At 65.3% G+C, this 16,707-nt stretch carries 17 protein-coding genes, 1 tRNA gene and 1 pseudogene; 8 read left to right on the top strand and 11 right to left on the bottom strand.

Translation table 11 applies throughout. From position 1 onward, the window contains the following. Nucleotides 1-379: 379 nt before the first annotated feature. Nucleotides 380-712 (top strand): hypothetical protein, encoded by a 333-nt coding sequence (locus VFW84_RS04000; RefSeq protein ID WP_329679140.1) that lies wholly within the window; start codon nt 380-382, stop codon nt 710-712. A gap of 81 nt (nt 713-793) precedes the next feature. Here the strand turns inward: VFW84_RS04000 and VFW84_RS03995 are convergent. The 3 genes from VFW84_RS03995 to VFW84_RS03985 form a co-directional block, all read right to left on the bottom strand. Then, nucleotides 794-867, bottom strand: a tRNA-Gly gene (locus VFW84_RS03995). 82 nt (nt 868-949) lie between these two features. Further along, nucleotides 950-1,579 (bottom strand): PEP-CTERM sorting domain-containing protein, encoded by a 630-nt coding sequence (locus VFW84_RS03990; protein ID WP_329679139.1) that lies wholly within the window; start codon nt 1,577-1,579, stop codon nt 950-952. Between the two features lie 122 nt (nt 1,580-1,701). After that, a complete protein-coding gene (locus VFW84_RS03985; protein ID WP_329679138.1) occupies nt 1,702-2,619 on the bottom strand; it encodes an MBL fold metallo-hydrolase in 918 nt (305 codons plus the stop codon). Nucleotides 2,620-2,747: 128 nt separating this feature from the next. Here VFW84_RS03985 and trmB point away from each other — a divergent pair, with 128 nt between their 5' ends. Beyond that, nucleotides 2,748-3,467 (top strand): tRNA (guanosine(46)-N7)-methyltransferase TrmB, encoded by a 720-nt coding sequence (trmB, locus tag VFW84_RS03980; protein ID WP_329679137.1) that lies wholly within the window; start codon nt 2,748-2,750, stop codon nt 3,465-3,467. Between the two features lie 95 nt (nt 3,468-3,562). Further along, nucleotides 3,563-6,649: a bifunctional proline dehydrogenase/L-glutamate gamma-semialdehyde dehydrogenase PutA gene (gene putA / locus VFW84_RS03975; protein ID WP_329679136.1), complete on the top strand. Its 3,087-nt coding sequence runs from the start codon at nt 3,563-3,565 to the stop codon at nt 6,647-6,649. A gap of 5 nt (nt 6,650-6,654) precedes the next feature. Here the strand turns inward: putA and VFW84_RS03970 are convergent, their stop codons facing one another. The 5 genes from VFW84_RS03970 to VFW84_RS03950 all read right to left on the bottom strand — a co-directional run bounded on the left by VFW84_RS03970 (nt 6,655) and on the right by VFW84_RS03950 (nt 10,469). Further along, a complete protein-coding gene (locus VFW84_RS03970) occupies nt 6,655-7,467 on the bottom strand; it encodes a peptidylprolyl isomerase (RefSeq protein ID WP_329679135.1) in 813 nt (270 codons plus the stop codon). Between the two features lie 76 nt (nt 7,468-7,543). Continuing rightward, nucleotides 7,544-7,822, bottom strand: coding sequence for a BolA family protein (locus tag VFW84_RS03965; RefSeq protein WP_329679134.1), 279 nt, complete (start codon nt 7,820-7,822; stop codon nt 7,544-7,546). Between the two features lie 16 nt (nt 7,823-7,838). Then, on the bottom strand, nt 7,839-8,483 hold the full coding sequence (locus tag VFW84_RS03960; protein WP_329679133.1) for a septation protein A: 645 nt from the start codon (nt 8,481-8,483) through the stop codon (nt 7,839-7,841). A 34-nt stretch (nt 8,484-8,517) separates the two neighbouring features. Further along, nucleotides 8,518-8,916 carry a peptide-methionine (R)-S-oxide reductase MsrB gene (gene msrB, locus VFW84_RS03955; protein WP_329679132.1) on the bottom strand — a complete coding sequence of 133 codons (399 nt, stop codon included), beginning with the start codon at nt 8,914-8,916 and terminating at the stop codon, nt 8,518-8,520. Further along, nucleotides 8,913-10,469, bottom strand: coding sequence for a protein adenylyltransferase SelO (locus VFW84_RS03950; RefSeq protein ID WP_329679131.1), 1,557 nt, complete (start codon nt 10,467-10,469; stop codon nt 8,913-8,915). Before VFW84_RS03950 ends, msrB begins: the two co-directional genes overlap by 4 nt. Nucleotides 10,470-10,617: 148 nt before the next feature. On the opposite strand from VFW84_RS03950, the gene VFW84_RS03945 reads away from it, so the two are divergent. Then, on the top strand, nt 10,618-11,460 hold the full coding sequence (locus VFW84_RS03945) for an undecaprenyl-diphosphate phosphatase (RefSeq protein WP_329679130.1): 843 nt from the start codon (nt 10,618-10,620) through the stop codon (nt 11,458-11,460). 2 nt (nt 11,461-11,462) lie between these two features. Beyond that, nucleotides 11,463-12,284 (top strand): ferritin-like domain-containing protein, encoded by an 822-nt coding sequence (locus VFW84_RS03940; protein ID WP_329679129.1) that lies wholly within the window; start codon nt 11,463-11,465, stop codon nt 12,282-12,284. Nucleotides 12,285-12,290: 6 nt separating this feature from the next. Here VFW84_RS03940 and xerD read toward each other — a convergent pair whose 3' ends face one another. Together xerD and VFW84_RS03930 are read right to left on the bottom strand one after the other, a co-directional pair. Further along, on the bottom strand, nt 12,291-13,181 hold the full coding sequence (gene xerD, locus VFW84_RS03935) for a site-specific tyrosine recombinase XerD (protein WP_329679128.1): 891 nt from the start codon (nt 13,179-13,181) through the stop codon (nt 12,291-12,293). Continuing rightward, entirely contained in the window at nt 13,162-13,818 is a 657-nt protein-coding gene (locus VFW84_RS03930) for a chalcone isomerase family protein (RefSeq protein ID WP_329679127.1), read from the bottom strand. Before VFW84_RS03930 ends, xerD begins: the two co-directional genes overlap by 20 nt. Nucleotides 13,819-13,972: 154 nt before the next feature. Here VFW84_RS03930 and VFW84_RS03925 point away from each other — a divergent pair, with 154 nt between their 5' ends. Next, entirely contained in the window at nt 13,973-14,875 is a 903-nt protein-coding gene (locus VFW84_RS03925; protein ID WP_329679126.1) for an AEC family transporter, read from the top strand. Between the two features lie 30 nt (nt 14,876-14,905). On the opposite strand, the pseudogene VFW84_RS03920 reads toward VFW84_RS03925, so the two are convergent. After that, nucleotides 14,906-15,907, bottom strand: a pseudogene (locus tag VFW84_RS03920) (integron integrase); the annotation flags it as partial. A gap of 124 nt (nt 15,908-16,031) precedes the next feature. Between VFW84_RS03920 and VFW84_RS03915 the strand changes: the two are divergent. Both VFW84_RS03915 and VFW84_RS03910 read left to right on the top strand, forming a co-directional pair. Next, the gene (locus tag VFW84_RS03915) at nt 16,032-16,379 is read left to right on the top strand and encodes a hypothetical protein (protein WP_329679125.1); all 348 of its coding nucleotides are present in this window, start codon (nt 16,032-16,034) and stop codon (nt 16,377-16,379) included. Between the two features lie 120 nt (nt 16,380-16,499). Beyond that, nucleotides 16,500-16,707, top strand: a 208-nt coding sequence (locus VFW84_RS03910) for a hypothetical protein (protein ID WP_329679124.1), incomplete at its 3' end; no start/stop codon positions are given.

Below are 16,707 nucleotides of genomic sequence, written 5' to 3'. Positions count from 1 at the left end.
CTCCTCGGCACCCACAAGGCGCCCGGCCGCGTGCCCCTTCACCCCTTTGATCGCCCCGCTGGTGGTCTGCGTAGACGTCCTGACGTACCCTGGTCGCCGCGCCTTTGCCATCCTTGGTGAATCGCACACAGACCTTCGTGTTGTCGCTCCCCTATCCGCTCCCTGACTCTCAATGTGCGCGAGCCGTGGCCGGTGGCGGTCTCGGCATGCCACCAGCGGGGCGAAGAAAGGCGGCTCAGCCCGCGCCCCGCGTTACATCGACAAAGCGTGCATTAGTGGCACTGCACACCCAGGAAATGCGTGATGAGCCCTCTTTTTCATCGATCTCGGGGGGGTGTCCCCTCTGGCGTGCCTGTGAGCGCCACGCTACATTGAATCCATGACCACGTTCCGCGATGCTTCGATCGGCGTGTGGTGCCTGAGCTGGCACCCCGGGACGGATGACGTTCGCTTCGAACCCCTGTCCGTGGTCATCCGCAACAATCTGGTCGCCCTCGAAGGACAGCACAAAGGTGTGTTGATGCTGGTGGGGCACCACGACAGGGACATGCTCACGCTGACCGAGACCGCACAAGGCGATCTTCACGGGGCGGAAGTCAGGGATGTCTGTCAGAGCTTCAGGATCGCACGCGAGCAGGGCTGGACGCCGGCCTGGTATCCCGTCGGCATCGAGAGTGCCGAGCGCTGGGAGTGGATGATGCTGGAAGGGTGAGAGCCTGAAAAGCCAAAAGCCTCTAAGTCCTTGATGTACTTAGAGGCTTGAGCCGGTGTGAGATGCTGTGATCTGCTGAACTGGAGCGGGTGATGGGAATCGAACCCACGTTATTTGCTTGGGAAGCAAGAGTCCTACCATTGAACGACACCCGCAGAACCCGCGTATTCTAGCCTACCCAAACGCTGCTCCGGCCTAGGTCGCACAGGAAAGGGCCCTCAGTGGCCCTTCACCATGTCAGGCGGCGCGCCGACGTGCCAGGGAGAACCCCACCACCCCCAGACCGGCCAACAACAAGGCGTAGGTCTCGGGCTCTGGCACCGACGATGCCAAGGTGACGCTGACGCCATCGATCAAGGGGTCGTTGTTGCCACCAGGCCCGGCCGTGTGTACGAACGACAAGGTGGTCAATGCACTGGTGGCCACAAAATTGAAGGTCTGCGTCACGAACGGACGCTGAAACACACCCGAACCATCCGGAATGAGCGGGTAGTCCAAGGACACATTGCCAGCTGCAACCGTCAGGGTTTCGTCGCCTGACGAGTTTTCACCGCTCAGGCCGAAGCTCACGGTGTAGGTCGCACCCACGGTGGTTGCAAAACTCTGTGCAATGCCGTCACCGATCGGGCCATTCGCGTCACCATAACCACCCAGGTCATAGTAGTTCACACCCTCGTAGACAGGGGTGTTGAAGGCGGCATAGGTGATCACGCCATCGTTGTGGCCGATGTTGAACCAGCCCGGGGGCGTTGCGACCGGACTGGTCGAATCTTCAAAACCGCCGTTGACCAGCAGATTGGCCTGTGCAGCCGTGGAGGCCGCAACGAGAGATACCGCCAGCAACAACGGCTTGAGCAAATGGGACATGAAGGACTCCTGACAAGGTGTGTGGAACTGGACGTCCGCGGGACTGTCCAGGCACGAGCCGGTAGCACCGCTCCTTCTCTGTGCCGAGGCATTGTGTTTGTTACCAGACGAAACACCCATCCCTAACTCGCTGTTGCCAGCCCCCTGTTCAGGGGCAGGGGAAACCTGCGGGCTCCCAAGATGGGCGTTGGCAAGACCTCACAGCCCGCTTCACGCACCTCGCGGATGAACCCCGGCAGGTCCACCCCCGGAATCATGTCCGGGGTGTCGCGGATGTGGGTGAACATGGTGTCCCAATGGCAGGGCAGCACCCAGCGCGGCTTGAGCAGGCGCACCACATCGCGCACATAGTTCGGGCGGGCCTGCCGGCCCACCGCGCACAGGCAGACGATGTCGGCCTGGGCCAGCGCCAGTTCATCGGGGATGACGTCGGCCGAGTCGATGTGCACCACCCGCAGCCCACCCGTGTCCACCAGCCAGTTCATCACCAGACCGTGCTTGAGCTCCCGCATCCGGGGCGGCCAGGGCGGGGGCTCATGCATGTCGCCAGGGATGGGGATGCGGCCAAAGACCTTGCCATGCCGGGATGGCAGGCCGCGCACGGTCCAGTGGCCACAGGCGATGTCCTCACGGCCTGCGGTTTCCAGCAACTGGTGCTCGGGCAAGCCAGCCGCACGCCCGACCATGATGGTCGCCCGCGAGCCTATCAGGCGCGCTCCCGTCTGGCGGCACAGGTCGGGCGCGTCCAGGATGTGGTCGTAGTGGGCATGCCCGATCAGGACATCGTCGGCGTGCGGGATCAGCGCTTGGATCAACTCGGTATCCGGCACCAGGGGCTGCGTGAGCGTGGGCCACAGCCCCACGCGCGTCACGAAGGGATCGAGCACGACGGTGCGCCCGGCATCACGGATCACGAAACCCGCCGCCCCCAGGTACTGCACTTCCAGGGCCGCCCTCTGCCCGGCCGATGCCGGATCGGGTTGGGTGAACCACGCCGGGTCAGGGGCTCGCAACCCGATCAGACGCTTCCACCAAGCCATGGACTGCCTTTGATTGTGAAGAGATGCCTCGCCATCGGAGCAGCTTAGCCTGAAGTGCCCGTCGACATCTACCGCAGCGTCATCCCCAGATCCCCCTAGAATCGCCCGATCTGATCCAGGTCCGCCCCATGTCCGACACCCACGAAGCCCCCTCCCCCGAGTCCGAGCAGCCCTCGCCCGAACACCCCCGCACCATCCGCAGTTATGTGATGCGTGCCGGCCGCACCACCGAAGGTCAGGCCCGTGCGCTGAACGAGCTCGGCCCCCGCTTCGTGCTGCCTTACAGCGAACAGCCTCTGGACTTTGGCGCCACCTTCGGCCGCCAGGCCCCGGTGGTGCTGGAGATCGGCTTCGGCATGGGCGATGCCACCGCCAAAATCGCCCAGACCCTGCCCGACACCGACTTCATCGGCTGCGAGGTGCATGAACCCGGCGTGGGTGCCCTGCTCAAGCACATTGGCGAGTTGGGTCTGAGCAACATCCGCATCCTGCGTCACGACGCCGTGCAGGTGCTGGAGCACATGATCCCGCCGGGCTCCCTGGCGGGCGTGCACATCTACTTCCCCGACCCCTGGCACAAGAAGCGCCATCACAAGCGTCGCCTGATCCAGGCGCCCCTGGTGGCCCACCTGGTCACGCGTCTGGCCCCGGGCGGCTATCTGCACTGCGCCACGGACTGGGAGCCTTATGCCCAACAGATGCTGGAGGTGCTCGGCGCCGAGCCCGCGCTGGAGAACACCGCCGAGGGCTATGCCCCCAAGCCCCACTACCGGCCGCTGACGAAGTTCGAGAACCGTGGGCTGCGCCTGGGGCATGGCGTGTGGGATCTGGTGTTCCGCAAGCGCTGAACACGCCACAAATGAGCCCGGTTTGTTCGGCACTTGCGCTGGACGCTGAGGTCGCTTGAGATTACGCTGGGGCCGTCACAGCAGAGGGCCCTGGCATGAAGCCTGAACGGAAGGACCGTCTCCCCTGTCCCTGGCGCGATGAAGCTGCCGCCGTGCGCGCCTTGCAGGAGGCGCTGAGCGGTCATGTGGACTGGACGGCGGTCAAGCAGCGCTGCACCCCGTGGGTCGAAGGGGTGAGGCGCCATCCCGGGCCCCTCTGGGCCATGGAATCCCTGCTGCACGAGTTCCCGCTGTCCAGCCACGAGGGCCTGGCCCTGATGCGCCTGGCCGAGGCCTTGCTGCGCGTGCCCGACGCCGACACCGCGCTGGCACTGACCATTGACCAGTTGCGCCACCACGACCAGGCGCCGCCCCCGCCCCCCGCCCAGGGCCTGCTTCAGAGCCTGTCGCATCGGGTGCTGGAGCTGGCGCAGCACCTGCTGCCCGACAGCGACCGTGGCCCGCATGGCTGGCTGCAGCGCCTGGGCGGTCAGACCGTGGTGGCCGCCACGATCCGGTCGGTGCAATTGCTGGGGCGCCAGTTCGTTCTGGGACAGACCGTGGACGAGGCCTTGAGCCACGCCCAGCACTTGCGAGATGCCGCGCGGGCACGTGGTCAGCGCCTGTGCTTCAGCGTCGACATGCTGGGGGAAGGGGCACGCACCTGGGCCGATGCCGAGCGCTATCTGCGCGCCTATCAACACGCCCTGACCGAGATGGCCGGGCGCGGCGACCATGACGGACTGTCCATCAAGCTCAGCGCCCTGCACCCCCGCTTTGAGAGTGCTCACAGCGAGGCGGTACTGCGCCACCTGATTCCGCCCTTGCATGCACTGGCGCTGCAGGCCGCACGGGCCAATGTGCTACTGACCATCGATGCCGAAGAGTCCTGGCGGCTGGAGTTGCAGCTCGATGTGCTGGAGGCCTTGTTGCAGGCACTGGCCGGAGAGCCTGAGGCCCGTGCCTGGTCGGGCCTCGGGCTGGCGGTGCAGGCCTACCAGTTGCGCTCCGCTGAAGTCATCGACGAGGTGGCCCGACTGGCCACACTGCACCAGCGTCGCCTGACCGTGCGTCTGGTCAAGGGGGCCTACTGGGACAGCGAGATCAAGCGTGCGCAGGAGCTGGGGCTGCCCGGCTTTGCCGTGTTCACTCGCAAGGCCCATACCGACCTGAGTTACCTGGCCTGCGCAGATCGCTTGCTGGGGCACCGCGCCGTGCTGTCGCCACAGTTCGCCACCCACAACGCGCTCACGGTGGCTGCGGTGATGCAACTGGCGCACAGGCAGGGCGTGCCACTGGGGACGCTGGAGTGGCAACGCCTGCACGGCATGGGCGAGGCCACCTGGCGGGAGATCCTGGCCGATCCGGTCGGTGGCCTGCAAACCTCTGCCCTGCGGGTCTACGCCCCTGTGGGTGCGCACCGCGACCTGCTGGGCTACCTGGTCAGGCGCCTGCTGGAAAACGGGGCCAACACGTCCTTCGTGCATCAGTTGGTGGACCCGACCGTGTCCCTGGACACCCTGATGCGCTCGCCGCTGCTGGCGGCCGATGAGCCGCCCTCCACCACCGATTGCGGCGTACTTGCACCACGGCTGCTGTATGGCCCACAACGCCTCAATGCCTGGGGCCGCGATGTGCATGTGCAGGCCCACCGAGAGGCCCTGCTCCAGGCCTTGACTGAGGCCCGGACACGGGAGCAGACACATGATGTGCCGGCCCATCTGGCGCCCGAGCACATCGATGCGTTGATGGCGCGTCTGGCCGCAGCCTTCGAGTCCTGGGAGGCCAGCCCCGCAGCACGGCGCTGTCAATGGCTGGACGAGGTGGCCTTGCGCCTGGAGGCCGAACTGGACAGTTGGGCGGCCGATCTGGTGCTGGAGGGTCACAAGAGCTGGCCCGATGCGGTGGCCGAAGTGCGCGAGGCCATCGACTATGCCCGCTACTACGCCCAGCAGGCCCGCGAATCGCTGGTTCCACGGGTGCTGCCCGGTCCCACGGGTGAGCACAATGAGTGGCGCTTGCGGGGGCGCGGCGTGTGGGTCTGCATCGCGCCCTGGAACTTCCCCCTGGCCATCTTTGCCGGCCAGGTGATGGCCGCGCTGGTGATGGGCAACACCGTGGCCGCCAAGCCTTCGGAGCAGACTCCGCGCGTGGCGGCACGCTTCATCGACTTGCTGCATGCGCTGGGAGTGCCCAGAGACGTGGTGGCACTGGCCCCCGGCCTGGGCGCGGTCGTGGGCCATGCCCTGGTCGCCCACCCGCTGTGCGCGGGGGTGGCGTTCACGGGCTCGGAGGCCACCGCCCGGCAGATCCAGCGCGCGCTGATGGAGCGTCCCGGTCAGGCCATCGTGCCGCTGATCGCGGAAACCGGCGGGATCAACGCCCTGATCGCCGACAGCACGGCCCTGCCCGAGCAACTGCTCGACAGCGTCATCGGCAGCGCCTTTGGCAGTGCGGGGCAACGCTGCTCGGCCCTGCGCGTGCTGTGCCTGCATCAGAGCACCGCCCATGAGTTCGAAGCACTGCTGGCCGGTGCGCTGAGCACCCTGGTGGTGGGCGATCCGGCACAGTGGTGCACCGACGTCGGCCCGGTGATCGATGGACGGGCCCAGGCCCGCCTGCACACGCACCTGACCGAGTTGGCACAGGCAGCGCAGGAGCGAGCACAGGAGGTGCGCTGCATCGGCGTGGCCGCCTGCCCCAGCCCGGAACTGGCAGAGCGCTGGCACTTCGTGACGCCCGCAGCCTATGCCCTGCCCTGCGTGGCAGATGTGCGCGAGGAGCACTTCGGGCCCATCCTGCACGTGGTGCACTGGGGGCCGGGCACGGGTGCTCCCACCCTGGACGCGCTGATCGATCAGCTCAATGCCACGGGCTTCGGGCTGACACTGGGGGTGCACACGCGCATCGACTCACGCGCGCAGCAGATCGCGCAGCGGATGCGGGTGGGCAATGTGTATGTGAACCGCGGCATGACTGGCGCGGTGGTGGGCGTTCAGCCCTTCGGTGGCCAAGGCCACAGCGGGACGGGTCCCAAGGCGGGAGGCCCCTTGTACCTGCTCCGCTTTGCCACGGAGCAGGTGGTGTGCATCAACACGGCAGCGGCCGGAGGCAATGCCGCGCTGATGACACAGGTGCAGTAGACGACTTACTGGTTGGAGAACTTGAAGTCGGTCTTGGCCTTGGCCTTGAGTTCGTCACGGAACTTGGCCAGCTTCATCTGGTTGTTGCGCTGGATCAGTTGATCCTTGACCTCTTCGAAAGGCGGGATCGACTGGTTGGCGCGCACATCTTCGAGCTTGATGATGTGGAAGCCGAATTGCGACTTGACGGGCTCTTGCGTGAACTGGCCCTTTTCGAGCTTGGTCATCGCGGCAGAGAACTCAGGCACGTAGTTGCCAGGGCTGGCCCAGTCCAGATCGCCACCATTCTCGGCCGAGCCGGGATCCTTGGAGGCCTTCTTGGCCAGCTCGTCGAACTTGGCGCCGCCCTTGAGCTGGGCGATCAGGGCCTTGGCCTCGTCTTCCTTCTCGACCAGGATGTGGCGGGCGCGGTATTCCTTGTCACCGCTGGTGGCCTTGATCTTGTCGTACTCGGCGCGGGCTTCAGCTTCGGTGCTGGGGTTCTTCTTTTCGAAGTCGGCGAACAGGGTCTGGATCAGCACCGACTGGCGGGCGAACTCCATCTGCTGGCGGTAATCCTCGGAGGCCGCGATGCCACGCTTTTCAGCCTCTTGCGCAAAGATCTCGCGCAGCACGAGCTGTTCCTTGACCTTGGCTTCGAGGTCGGGCGTCTTGGGCTGCTGGCCTTGCTTGGCGATCTGGGTCATCATCGCGTCAAAGCGCGACTTGGGCACGGCCTTGCCGTTGACGATGGCGATGTTCTGGGCCAGCACCATGGGGGCGGCCAGAACCAGGGCAGCGGCGACAGCGGCAGCCTGGGCAATACGTTGGGTCTTCATGAGCACAACAGGGTCCTTTGGTGCGAGCACAGCGCCCGGGGCACCGGCTGGTTTTGCATGTATGTGTTGAGAGTGTTCAAACGGCTTCGGCCTTGATGGCCAGCGCATGGATGCCCTGAGGGATCACATCGCGCAAAGCATCATACACAAGACGATGACGCTGAACGTGTGACAGGCCCTTGAAGCAGGCGGCCTGGATGGTCACCGAAAAATGCCGGCCATCGCGCGCGCCGGCATGGCCCGCGTGCAGGTGGCTGTCGTCCTGCACCTGCAGCGATTGCGGCGAGAGCGCGGCGCGCAAGGTGGTCTCGATCAGGTCGGCGCTGACGCCGTGGGAGGGTGAAGGCGGGGTCATGGGTCGCTCCTGGCCCTCAGGCCTCGGTCTTGGCCTTGTCGGGCACGGCAGGCATGTGGCGGCTGAGGTACACGCCCTGCGCCAGGGTAAACACCAGCGTCAGCCCCAGGCTGCCCCACATCTTGAAGTTCACCCAGGTGTCGGTGGGGTAGTTGTAGGCCACATAGAGGTTGAGCACACCCATGCCGGCGAAAAACAGCACCCAGGCCCAGCTCAGGGTGCGCCAGACCGCATCGGGCACCTCCAGTTCGGCCGCGCTCATCATGGTGCGCAACACGTAGCGCTTGAGGATGATGTCGGAGATCAGCAGGCCCCCGCCCATGACCCAGTAGATCATGGTGGGCTTCCACTTGATGAAGGTCTCGTCGTGGAAGTAGATGGTCAGCCCCCCCAGGCCCAGCACGATGACCACGCTCACCCACAGCATGGTGTCGATCTTCTTGCGCAGCAGCTTCATGGTCACGATCTGCACGATCGACAGCGCCGCCACAGCCACGGTGGCCAGCAAGGTGGGCGCCTCCTTGATCCCGACGATGCCGCCCGAGACCATGAAGCCCAGGGTGTGGGTCATCCAGTGAGCCGCCAGCTCCTTGTTGCCATCGCCCCATTTGTAGGTGGCGAAGAAGAGGATGATCGGCAGGAAATCCAGCAGCAGCTTCATGGTGGTGGCCGTGCAATGCGCGGCATCAGGGTGGTCAGCGTGGGCTGAAGTCTATCGCGGCCGAGTTGATGCAGAACCGCTCACCCGTGGGGGCCGGGCCATCGTCGAACACATGGCCCAGGTGGGCGCCGCAATCCTGGCAGCGCACCTCGACACGGACCATGCCGTGGCTGCGGTCCTCGATGCGCTCGATGATGTCAGCGCGCAGCGGCTCGAAGTAGCTGGGCCAGCCGCAACCGGCATCGAACTTGGTGCGTGCATCGAACAAGGGTGCGCCGCAACACACGCAGCGGTAGATGCCGTCCTCGTTGTGGTCCCAGTACTTGCCAGTGAAGGCGCGCTCGGTGGCCTCGCGACGGGTCACCTGGTACTGCATGTCGTCGAGTTGCTCGCGCCATTGCGCGTCGGTTTTCTGGACTTTGTAATCGCTCATGATGAACAGGACACCTCGATGGCGGAAGCCCAGTCGGGCGGGAAGTCGGCATCGGCCGCGTGTTCGCTCTGCACCTCGAACGGCCGCTGCAGGACCCGGTGCAAGCGCTGCACCTCACTGAAGTCACCGGCCTGGGCGCGCCGGATGGCGTGCTCGGCCAGATGGTTGCGCAGCACGACCCAGGGGTTGACACGGTCCATGCGCGCCTGCCGATTGGCGTCCACGCTGCTCTCACGCGCCAGGCGATCGGCGTAGCGGCGCGCCCAGGCGTCGAAGGCGGCGCGGTCCAGGAAGAGATCCCGCACCGGCGCGTTCTCGGGGGCCTCGGGCGGCAAGGCTGCGCGGTAGCCGCCCAGGCGCCGGAAGGTGATGGTGAAGTCGGCACGGGCGCCCGCCATCAGCGTGATCCAGTCATGGGCCAGCCGGGCGTCGTCCGGCTCCTCGGTGCTCAAGCCCAGCTTGGCACGCCAGCGCGCCAGCATCTGCTCGCCATAGCGCTGCTCGTATCGCTTGATGGCGCCCAGGATGCGCAACTGCGCCTCACTGTCATCGGTGGCCGCATCGGGGATCAGGGGCGCCAGGGCCTGCGCAAGCGCCCCGATGTTCCAGAAGCCCACATCGGGCTGGTAGCGCCAGCGGTAGCGGCCGGACACATCCGAATGATTGCAGACATGCGAAGGGTCGAAGCCATCCATGAAACCGAAAGGTCCATAGTCCAGCGTCAGGCCCAGGATGGACATGTTGTCGGTGTTCATCACGCCATGGCAAAAGCCCACGGCCTGCCATTGCGCCATCAGGTCGGCCGTGGTCTCGGAGGCATGGGCCAGCAGGGCCACGGCACGCTCGCCCTGCCCCGCCGCTGCGGTCGCCCTGGGAAGGTGTGCCAGGTGGGGCAAATGGTGGTCCACCACAAAGTCCACCAGCGCCGCCAGGGCCTGATCGTGTCCCGGGCGACCACTGTGCGCGAAATGCTCGAAGTGCCCGAAACGCACGAAGCTGGGCGCCACGCGGGTGACCACGGCGGCAGTTTCCGCCGTTTCACGGTAGACGGGATGGGGCGATGCGGTCAGGCACAGCGCCCGGCTGGTGGGAATGCCCAGGGCATGCATGGCCTCGCTGCACAGGAACTCGCGGATGGACGAGCGCAGCACGGCACGCCCGTCCCCCCGACGCGAATACGGGGTCGCGCCGGCGCCCTTGAGCTGCACCTCGCGCGGGCCCTGGGGGGTCTGGACCTCGCCAAGCAACAAGGCCCGCCCGTCCCCCAGTTGCCCGGCCCACTGGCCGAACTGGTGTCCGCTGTAGACCGTGGCCATGGGACGCATGCCTGGCCAAACAGCATTGCCGCTGAACACGGCCAGTGCCTCGGGGTGCTCGGCCCAGTCCTCGGGCCATCCCAGCTCACGCGCCAGGGCCTCGCTGGTGGCCACCCACTGCAGATTAGGCAAGGGCTGCCCCTGCAGCTCGGTGCCCAGGCTCACACCACATTGGTCCTGCAGTTGCGCGCTGAGCGAGGCATATCGGTTGACCCAGGCGTCTCGGGAAAATGGCATGACAAGGTGTTTGGCAAAGACGGCGACAGACAGGATGCTGACACAGGCGCGGCCACCCCGTCCGATCAGGGGATATCGGCCGGGGCCCAGGCGCGCGGGCTTGCCCTAAGATGCTCGGCTTGTCGCTGCTCAGAACGAACGGACTCTTGTGGATATTGCGCTGTACATCAAGGCGGCCCTGATGGGCATTGTCGAGGGACTGACCGAGTTCCTACCCATTTCCAGCACGGGGCACCTGATCCTGGCGGGATCGCTGCTGGACTTCGGACAAGGCATGGGCGCGGACAAGGCCAAGGTGTTCGACATCGCCATCCAGACCGGCGCCATCTTTGCCGTGATCCTGGTGTACTGGCAGCGCCTGCTCGACACGGTCAAAGGACTGGGCAGCGAGGCGCGTGCGCAGCGCTTTGCCCTCAATGTGATCGTCGGCTTCCTGCCGGCGGTGGTATTGGGCCTGCTGCTGGGCAAGGCCATCAAGGCCCATCTGTTCACCCCCACGGTGGTGGCCACCACCTTCATCATCGGCGGGCTGATCATCCTGTGGGCAGAGAAACGAGGCCAGGGGGCTGCCCCGGCCCGTGTGCAGTCGGTGGATGACATGACCGTGCTCGACGCCCTGAAGGTGGGCCTGCTGCAGTGCCTGGCCCTGGTGCCCGGCACCAGCCGCTCGGGTGCCAGCATCATCGGCGGCATGCTGATGGGCCTGTCGCGCCAGAGCGCCACGGAATACAGCTTCTTCCTGGGCATCCCCACGCTGATCGGTGCGGGAGCCTACAGCCTCTACAAGGAGCGCGAACTGCTGTCGATGGCCGATGCCCCCCTGTTCGGCATCGGGCTGCTGCTGTCCTTCCTGTCGGCCTGGCTGTGCGTGCGCTGGCTGCTGCGTTATGTGTCCACCCACACCTTCGTGCCCTTTGCCTGGTACCGCATCGCCTTTGGTGTGTTGATCCTGGTCACGGCGCAGGCCGGCTGGATCCACTGGGCGGAATGACGATGCCCGGCCTTCGTCACCAGGCCTTGCACGCCCTGCTGCTGAGGGATCCGGTTGACAAGGCCCGGGCGGCCCGCGAGCTGTTCGAGACCGTCCAGGCCCAGCCTGAGGCGCTGATGCGCGCGGCCTATGAGGCCGTGCACCCCACGCCCGAGGTGCTCACCGCCCTGCCCGGCCGCCCCGAGCGGCCACGTCTGGCGTCGGCCAAAGAGGTACCCACGCGCTCCCCCTTCACGCTGGAAGGCCGTGCTGCCCTGCTGCACGCCATCTGCCACATCGAGTTCAATGCCATCAATCTGGCGCTGGACGCTGTCTGGCGCTTCGAGGGCATGCCCGGTGATTTCTACCGCGACTGGCTGCAGGTGGCCAGCGAAGAGGCCCTGCACTTCACCCTGCTGAACGAGCATCTGCACAGCCTGGGCGCCCGTTATGGTGACTTTGACGCCCACGACGGCCTGTGGTCGATGTGCGAGCGCACGGCCCATGACATCCTGGCGCGCATGGCGCTGGTGCCACGCACCCTGGAAGCCCGTGGGCTGGATGCCACGCCCCCCATCCAGGCCAAGCTCACCAAGGCCGGAGATCTGGTCGCCGTGGGCATCCTGGACATCATCCTGCGTGACGAGATCGGCCACGTGGCCATCGGCAACCGCTGGTTCCACCACCTCTGCGCCGCCCGCGGGCTGGATCCGGTGACGGTCTACCCGGAGCTGGTGCGACGCCACGAAGCACCACGCCTGAAACCGCCCTACAACCTGGCGGCGCGCAAACAGGCTGGCTTCAGTGATGCAGAAATGCGCTTCCTGCTGGGCGAAATGGGCTGAGCGCCCTCAGCCGCGCGGGTGATGACGCGCATGCAATTGCTTGAGGCGCTCCCGCGCCACATGCGTGTAGATCTGGGTGGTGGAGATGTCGGCGTGACCCAGCAGCAACTGCACCACGCGCAGGTCGGCGCCATGGTTGAGCAGGTGGGTGGCAAAGGCATGGCGCAGGGTGTGCGGCGAGAGATGCTGGTGGATGTCCGCCAACAGACTGTACTTGCGGATCAGCTTCCAGAACATCTGCCGGGTCATGGCCCCGCCGCGCGCCGTCACAAAGAGCGCATCGCTGACCTGCCCGCCCAGGATGCCGGCGCGTGCCTCGCTGATGTAGCGCTGCAGCCATTGACCGGCCTCCTGACCGAAGGGCACCAGGCGCTCCTTGCTGCCCTTGCCCGTGACCCGCACCACGCCGTCGGGCAGGGACAAGTGAACAGCCAGCAGCTCGACCAGTTCACTCACCCGCAGGCCGCTGGCATACATCAGCTCCAGCATGGCGCGGTCACGCAGGCCCAGCGCTTCGTTCACGTCAGGGGCCAGCAGCAAGGCGTCGATCTGCGCCTCCGTCAAGGTGGAGGGGGTGCGCAGGCGCTGCCTGGGCGCATCGAGCTTGAGGGTGGGGTCGGCCTGCGCCAGCCCCTCACGCAGGGCCCAGCGGTAAAAGCGCCGGAACACGCTCAGACGGCGCCCGGCCGAACTGGGCTTGGAGCCCTCGTGCCGCGCAGACATGTAGGCCAGCACATCCAACTCCCTGGCCTGAACCAGGGAGCGGCCTTCGGCATCGATCTGCAGCCAGTCGGCAAGCGCCTGCAAGTCGCGGCGGTAAGCCGACAGGGTGTTGGGACTCAAGCCATCTTCGAGCCAAAGTGCATCGATGAAACGGTCAAGGTGTGGATCCGCCACTCAGCAGGCCTTCCTTCATGCGTTTGTCCACGGGGCGCTCACCGATGAAGATCTTGAGGATGGCGCGGTAGAAGTCCTCCCCCTCGATGACGGGGCCCAGCACCTTGTTGTTCCATTTCATCTGCATGCCCTTGCCGGGAACATAGTCCAGATCGATGGCATCCCCCTTGCGGATGGTGCCCATGGCATCGACGGTTGCGATGAACACGGCCATGCGCGAGGCCAGTTGGGCCTGCACATTGTCAGGCTCGTTCTTGCGCACCCCTTTTGAAAAGGCCTTGGAGAACTCCTTGCTGGAGACCTCCAGCATGAGCTTGAGCCGCAGGCGTTTGGGACCCGGCATGGCCAGCACCTGGCCCGCATCGCGGCTGGGCGCCGCCAGATACAGACCGGCCACGAAGGCCTTCAGCCAGGCCACCCCTCGCAAGCCCAGGCCATTGAGGCGCAAGGTGCGATCGGCCAGGACCACGGTGTCGTCAAAACGCTGCCCCTCCAGACGAGCGGCCTGTGCGGTACCCGCCTGAGGCAGACCGCCCACCCCCATGCCCCCGGACAGCATGGCCAGGATCGCCAGCACACAGAGCTGACGCGAGAGCGTCCACCATTCGCGAAGCGACACGCGCGCAAGCTGGGCCATCCACACCACCTGACCAGGACTGAAACAAACGACGCCGGGGCTGTCCCGTCACGCACACCACGCGCCGCCAACTATCAACGATTGGGCCCAAAGTTCGGCTGACAAGCCAGGGTTTGCCCGCAATCCTCCCAGGAAACAGTTACCCTTGCGCCCCATGCTGGACCCGATGCTGCTGCTCCCCGACTTTGCGCTGATCATGACCGGTTTTGCGCTGTGCAGAACCCGGATTTTTGATCGACCTGTCTGGGAGGTGGTCGAGCGCCTGGTCTACTGGATGCTGTTTCCGGCCCTGCTGTTTGCATCGATCGTGCGCAGCCCCATCCAGGTGGGAGACGCAGCCGCCCTGGCCGCGGGCGGCCTGCTGATTTGCGCCAGCGGCATCGGGCTGGCCACCCTGCTGCGCTGGTGGCCTGGTGTGGATGCACGCATGCACGCCAGTGGCGCGCAGATCGCCTTCCGGTTCAACAGCTACATTGCCCTGGCACTGGCAGAGCGCCTGGCTGGCGCTCAAGGGGTGGCCTGGATCGCCGTTCTGATCGCCCTGTGCGTGCCACTGTGCAATGCCGGCGCCGTGTGGTCGCTGGCGCGGCACGGAGGGCAGAACGCCTTCCGGGAAATGGCCCGCAACCCCTTGATCATCGGCACGGTGGCAGGTCTGCTGGTCAAGCTCAGCGGCGTGCCACTGCCCACTTGGACCGTCGAGAGCGTAGGACGCATCGGCCAGGCGGCCCTGCCCATGGGCTTGCTGGCCGTGGGCGCCGGCTTGAAGCTCGGAGGATTGACCGAGGCGCCCGTGCTGGCCACCACCTTGCTGACCATCCGGCACGCCCTGCTGCCCGCCCTGGCGCTGCCGCTGGGGATCTGGCTGCATCTGCCCCCAGCACAACACGGCATCCTGGTGGCCTTTGCCGCATTGCCCACCGCCTCCAGCGCCTATGTGCTGGCCGTGCGCATGGGGGGCCATGGTGCCTTTGTGGCCGGGCTGATCACCGTCTCGACCCTGCTGGGGATGGCCAGCGTGCCGCTGTGGGTGGCGGCATCGGGATGGGTGCACTAGCCTCACCCGGACGGGATGCGAGCCCATGAACGGCGGGCAGCAAGGCATCGAGGGACTGGCCACGGCACCACCGCCCACCTTGAGAACATGGGTGTAGATCATCGTGGTGCTGACATCGCTGTGGCCCAGCAACTCTTGAACCGTGCGGATGTCGTAGCGCGCCTGGAGCAAGTGGGTGGCAAAAGAGTGCCGCAAGGTGTGTGGCGTGGCCTGTTTGGTGACGCGCGCCAACATCACGGCCTTCTTGAAGGTCCGCTGGAATGACTGCTCATGGGCATGGTGACGCCGGACCTCGCCGGTGCGTGGATCCGTGCTCAGATCCAGTTGAGGAAACACCCAGAACCAGGACCAGCTCCGCCCCATCTGAGGGTACTTGCGGTCCAGCGCGCCGGGCGTGTGAACGCCACCGACACCGGAGTCGCGATCGTTTTGCCAGATCTGCCGGATGCAGGTCAGGTGATCACGCAGGGGCTGGATCAAACGCTCGGGCAGCATGACCGTGCGGTCCTTGGCGCCCTTGCCCTCGCGCACCACGATGGCACGGTGCTCGAAATCGATGTCCTTGACCCGCAAGCGCAAGCCCTCCAGAAGGCGCATGCCGGTGCCATAGAGCAACTGACCAAACAGCTGGTGTTGCTGGGGCAAGGCCTCCAGCACACGCATGACCTCATCCGTCGACAGAACCACGGGCAGACGCCGCTCGCCTTTGGGACGACCGATGGCGGACAACCAGGGCAGATCAATGCCCAGGACCTTTTGATACAGGAACATCAGGGACGACAAGGCCTGCTTGTGCGTGGACGACGCGACCTGACGCTCGGAGGCCAGATGGCTGAGGAAGGATTCGACCTCATGCGCGCCCAAGTCCTTGGGGTGCTGCAGGTCATGGAAACGGATGTAGGCCTTGACCCAGTAGACGTAGGCCTCTTCCGTGCGGCGGCTGTAGTGCAGGTAGCGGATGTGCTCACGCAGTTGGTCCAGCAGGCGCGCAGGCTGAGGGGCTGGTGACGTGGCTGCATCGAGGCGCTTCATATAGCAACATTACTGTATCCAAACACAGCATTCAAGAGGGGTTGATGCGGGCGATTCACGCCCCTATGGGGGTGTGCATGTCCGGCTTGGTTGACAGAACTGGATCGGATACAGTGAAGAGACAATGAAAAGCGACATCACAAACTTCAGGGTCACCAAAAAGCTCGCCCCCGTTCAGCCGGGTGCGATCAAGCTTGCACGCCGCTATGGGGAGCAACTGGTGTGTGTTCGTCACCGCGTTGACCCCTCAGGCAAAACACGCATCACGACAGTGGAGTTGATCGTTGAGCAGGCCCCAGTCAGCGCAAGGCCCCATCAGATCGTAGGGGTTCGCATCGACATCGGAGAAGGACAATTGCAATCCGTGGTCAAAGCGGCCGGCGCCACCTGGGACAGACAAGCCAAGGTCTGGCGAATGCCTCTGAAGGTCGCTCGCCGACTCAATCTGCGTGATCGCATCACAGAAAAGTAGCTATATGTGGATTTCATATCTATACACAAATGGGCATATCTGGCTACTTCTTTCCAGCAGTGGCAACATGGCATCGCCGCCTACATTGCGTTAGGCTTTATGAGCGAAGGATCTGCCACCATGTCCGGCCAACTATTCAAATGGCCCGAAAAGGAAGCTCTAGCGGCAACTCTCGCCTCAGCAGGCCTCAATGTCCAAGTCGGCCGCTACTCGGTACGAGTCAAGGATTGCGAACACTTCTCTTTCGAGCACTACGGGAAAGACTCAAGCGCCCCGGAAATCTCTGCTGACGCTGAAACGACCGAGCAAATGATTAGGGACGCAAAAC

The sequence above is a fragment of the Aquabacterium sp. genome, assembly GCF_036279655.1.
In the GTDB taxonomy this organism is placed as follows: Bacteria; Pseudomonadota; Gammaproteobacteria; order Burkholderiales; family Burkholderiaceae_C; genus Aquabacterium.
This window is presented reverse-complemented; position numbering and strand designations above follow the sequence as displayed.

Excerpts from the sequence above, each read along its gene's own strand:
- VFW84_RS03985 (WP_329679138.1), bottom strand. The coding sequence starts at position 2,619 with ATGGCTTGGTGGAAGCGTCTGATCGGGTTGCGAGCCCCTGACCCGGCG.
- VFW84_RS03960 (WP_329679133.1), bottom strand. The coding sequence starts at position 8,483 with ATGAAGCTGCTGCTGGATTTCCTGCCGATCATCCTCTTCTTCGCCACC.
- VFW84_RS03915 (WP_329679125.1), top strand. The coding sequence starts at position 16,032 with ATGAAAAGCGACATCACAAACTTCAGGGTCACCAAAAAGCTCGCCCCC.
- VFW84_RS03925 (WP_329679126.1), top strand. The coding sequence starts at position 13,973 with ATGCTGGACCCGATGCTGCTGCTCCCCGACTTTGCGCTGATCATGACC.
- VFW84_RS03950 (WP_329679131.1), bottom strand. The coding sequence starts at position 10,469 with ATGCCATTTTCCCGAGACGCCTGGGTCAACCGATATGCCTCGCTCAGC.
- VFW84_RS03965 (WP_329679134.1), bottom strand. The coding sequence starts at position 7,822 with ATGACCCCGCCTTCACCCTCCCACGGCGTCAGCGCCGACCTGATCGAG.
- trmB (WP_329679137.1), top strand. The coding sequence starts at position 2,748 with ATGTCCGACACCCACGAAGCCCCCTCCCCCGAGTCCGAGCAGCCCTCG.
- VFW84_RS03940 (WP_329679129.1), top strand. The coding sequence starts at position 11,463 with ATGCCCGGCCTTCGTCACCAGGCCTTGCACGCCCTGCTGCTGAGGGAT.
- msrB (WP_329679132.1), bottom strand. The coding sequence starts at position 8,916 with ATGAGCGATTACAAAGTCCAGAAAACCGACGCGCAATGGCGCGAGCAA.
- VFW84_RS03930 (WP_329679127.1), bottom strand. The coding sequence starts at position 13,818 with ATGGCCCAGCTTGCGCGCGTGTCGCTTCGCGAATGGTGGACGCTCTCG.
- VFW84_RS04000 (WP_329679140.1), top strand. The coding sequence starts at position 380 with ATGACCACGTTCCGCGATGCTTCGATCGGCGTGTGGTGCCTGAGCTGG.
- putA (WP_329679136.1), top strand. The coding sequence starts at position 3,563 with ATGAAGCCTGAACGGAAGGACCGTCTCCCCTGTCCCTGGCGCGATGAA.
- VFW84_RS03990 (WP_329679139.1), bottom strand. The coding sequence starts at position 1,579 with ATGTCCCATTTGCTCAAGCCGTTGTTGCTGGCGGTATCTCTCGTTGCG.
- VFW84_RS03970 (WP_329679135.1), bottom strand. The coding sequence starts at position 7,467 with ATGAAGACCCAACGTATTGCCCAGGCTGCCGCTGTCGCCGCTGCCCTG.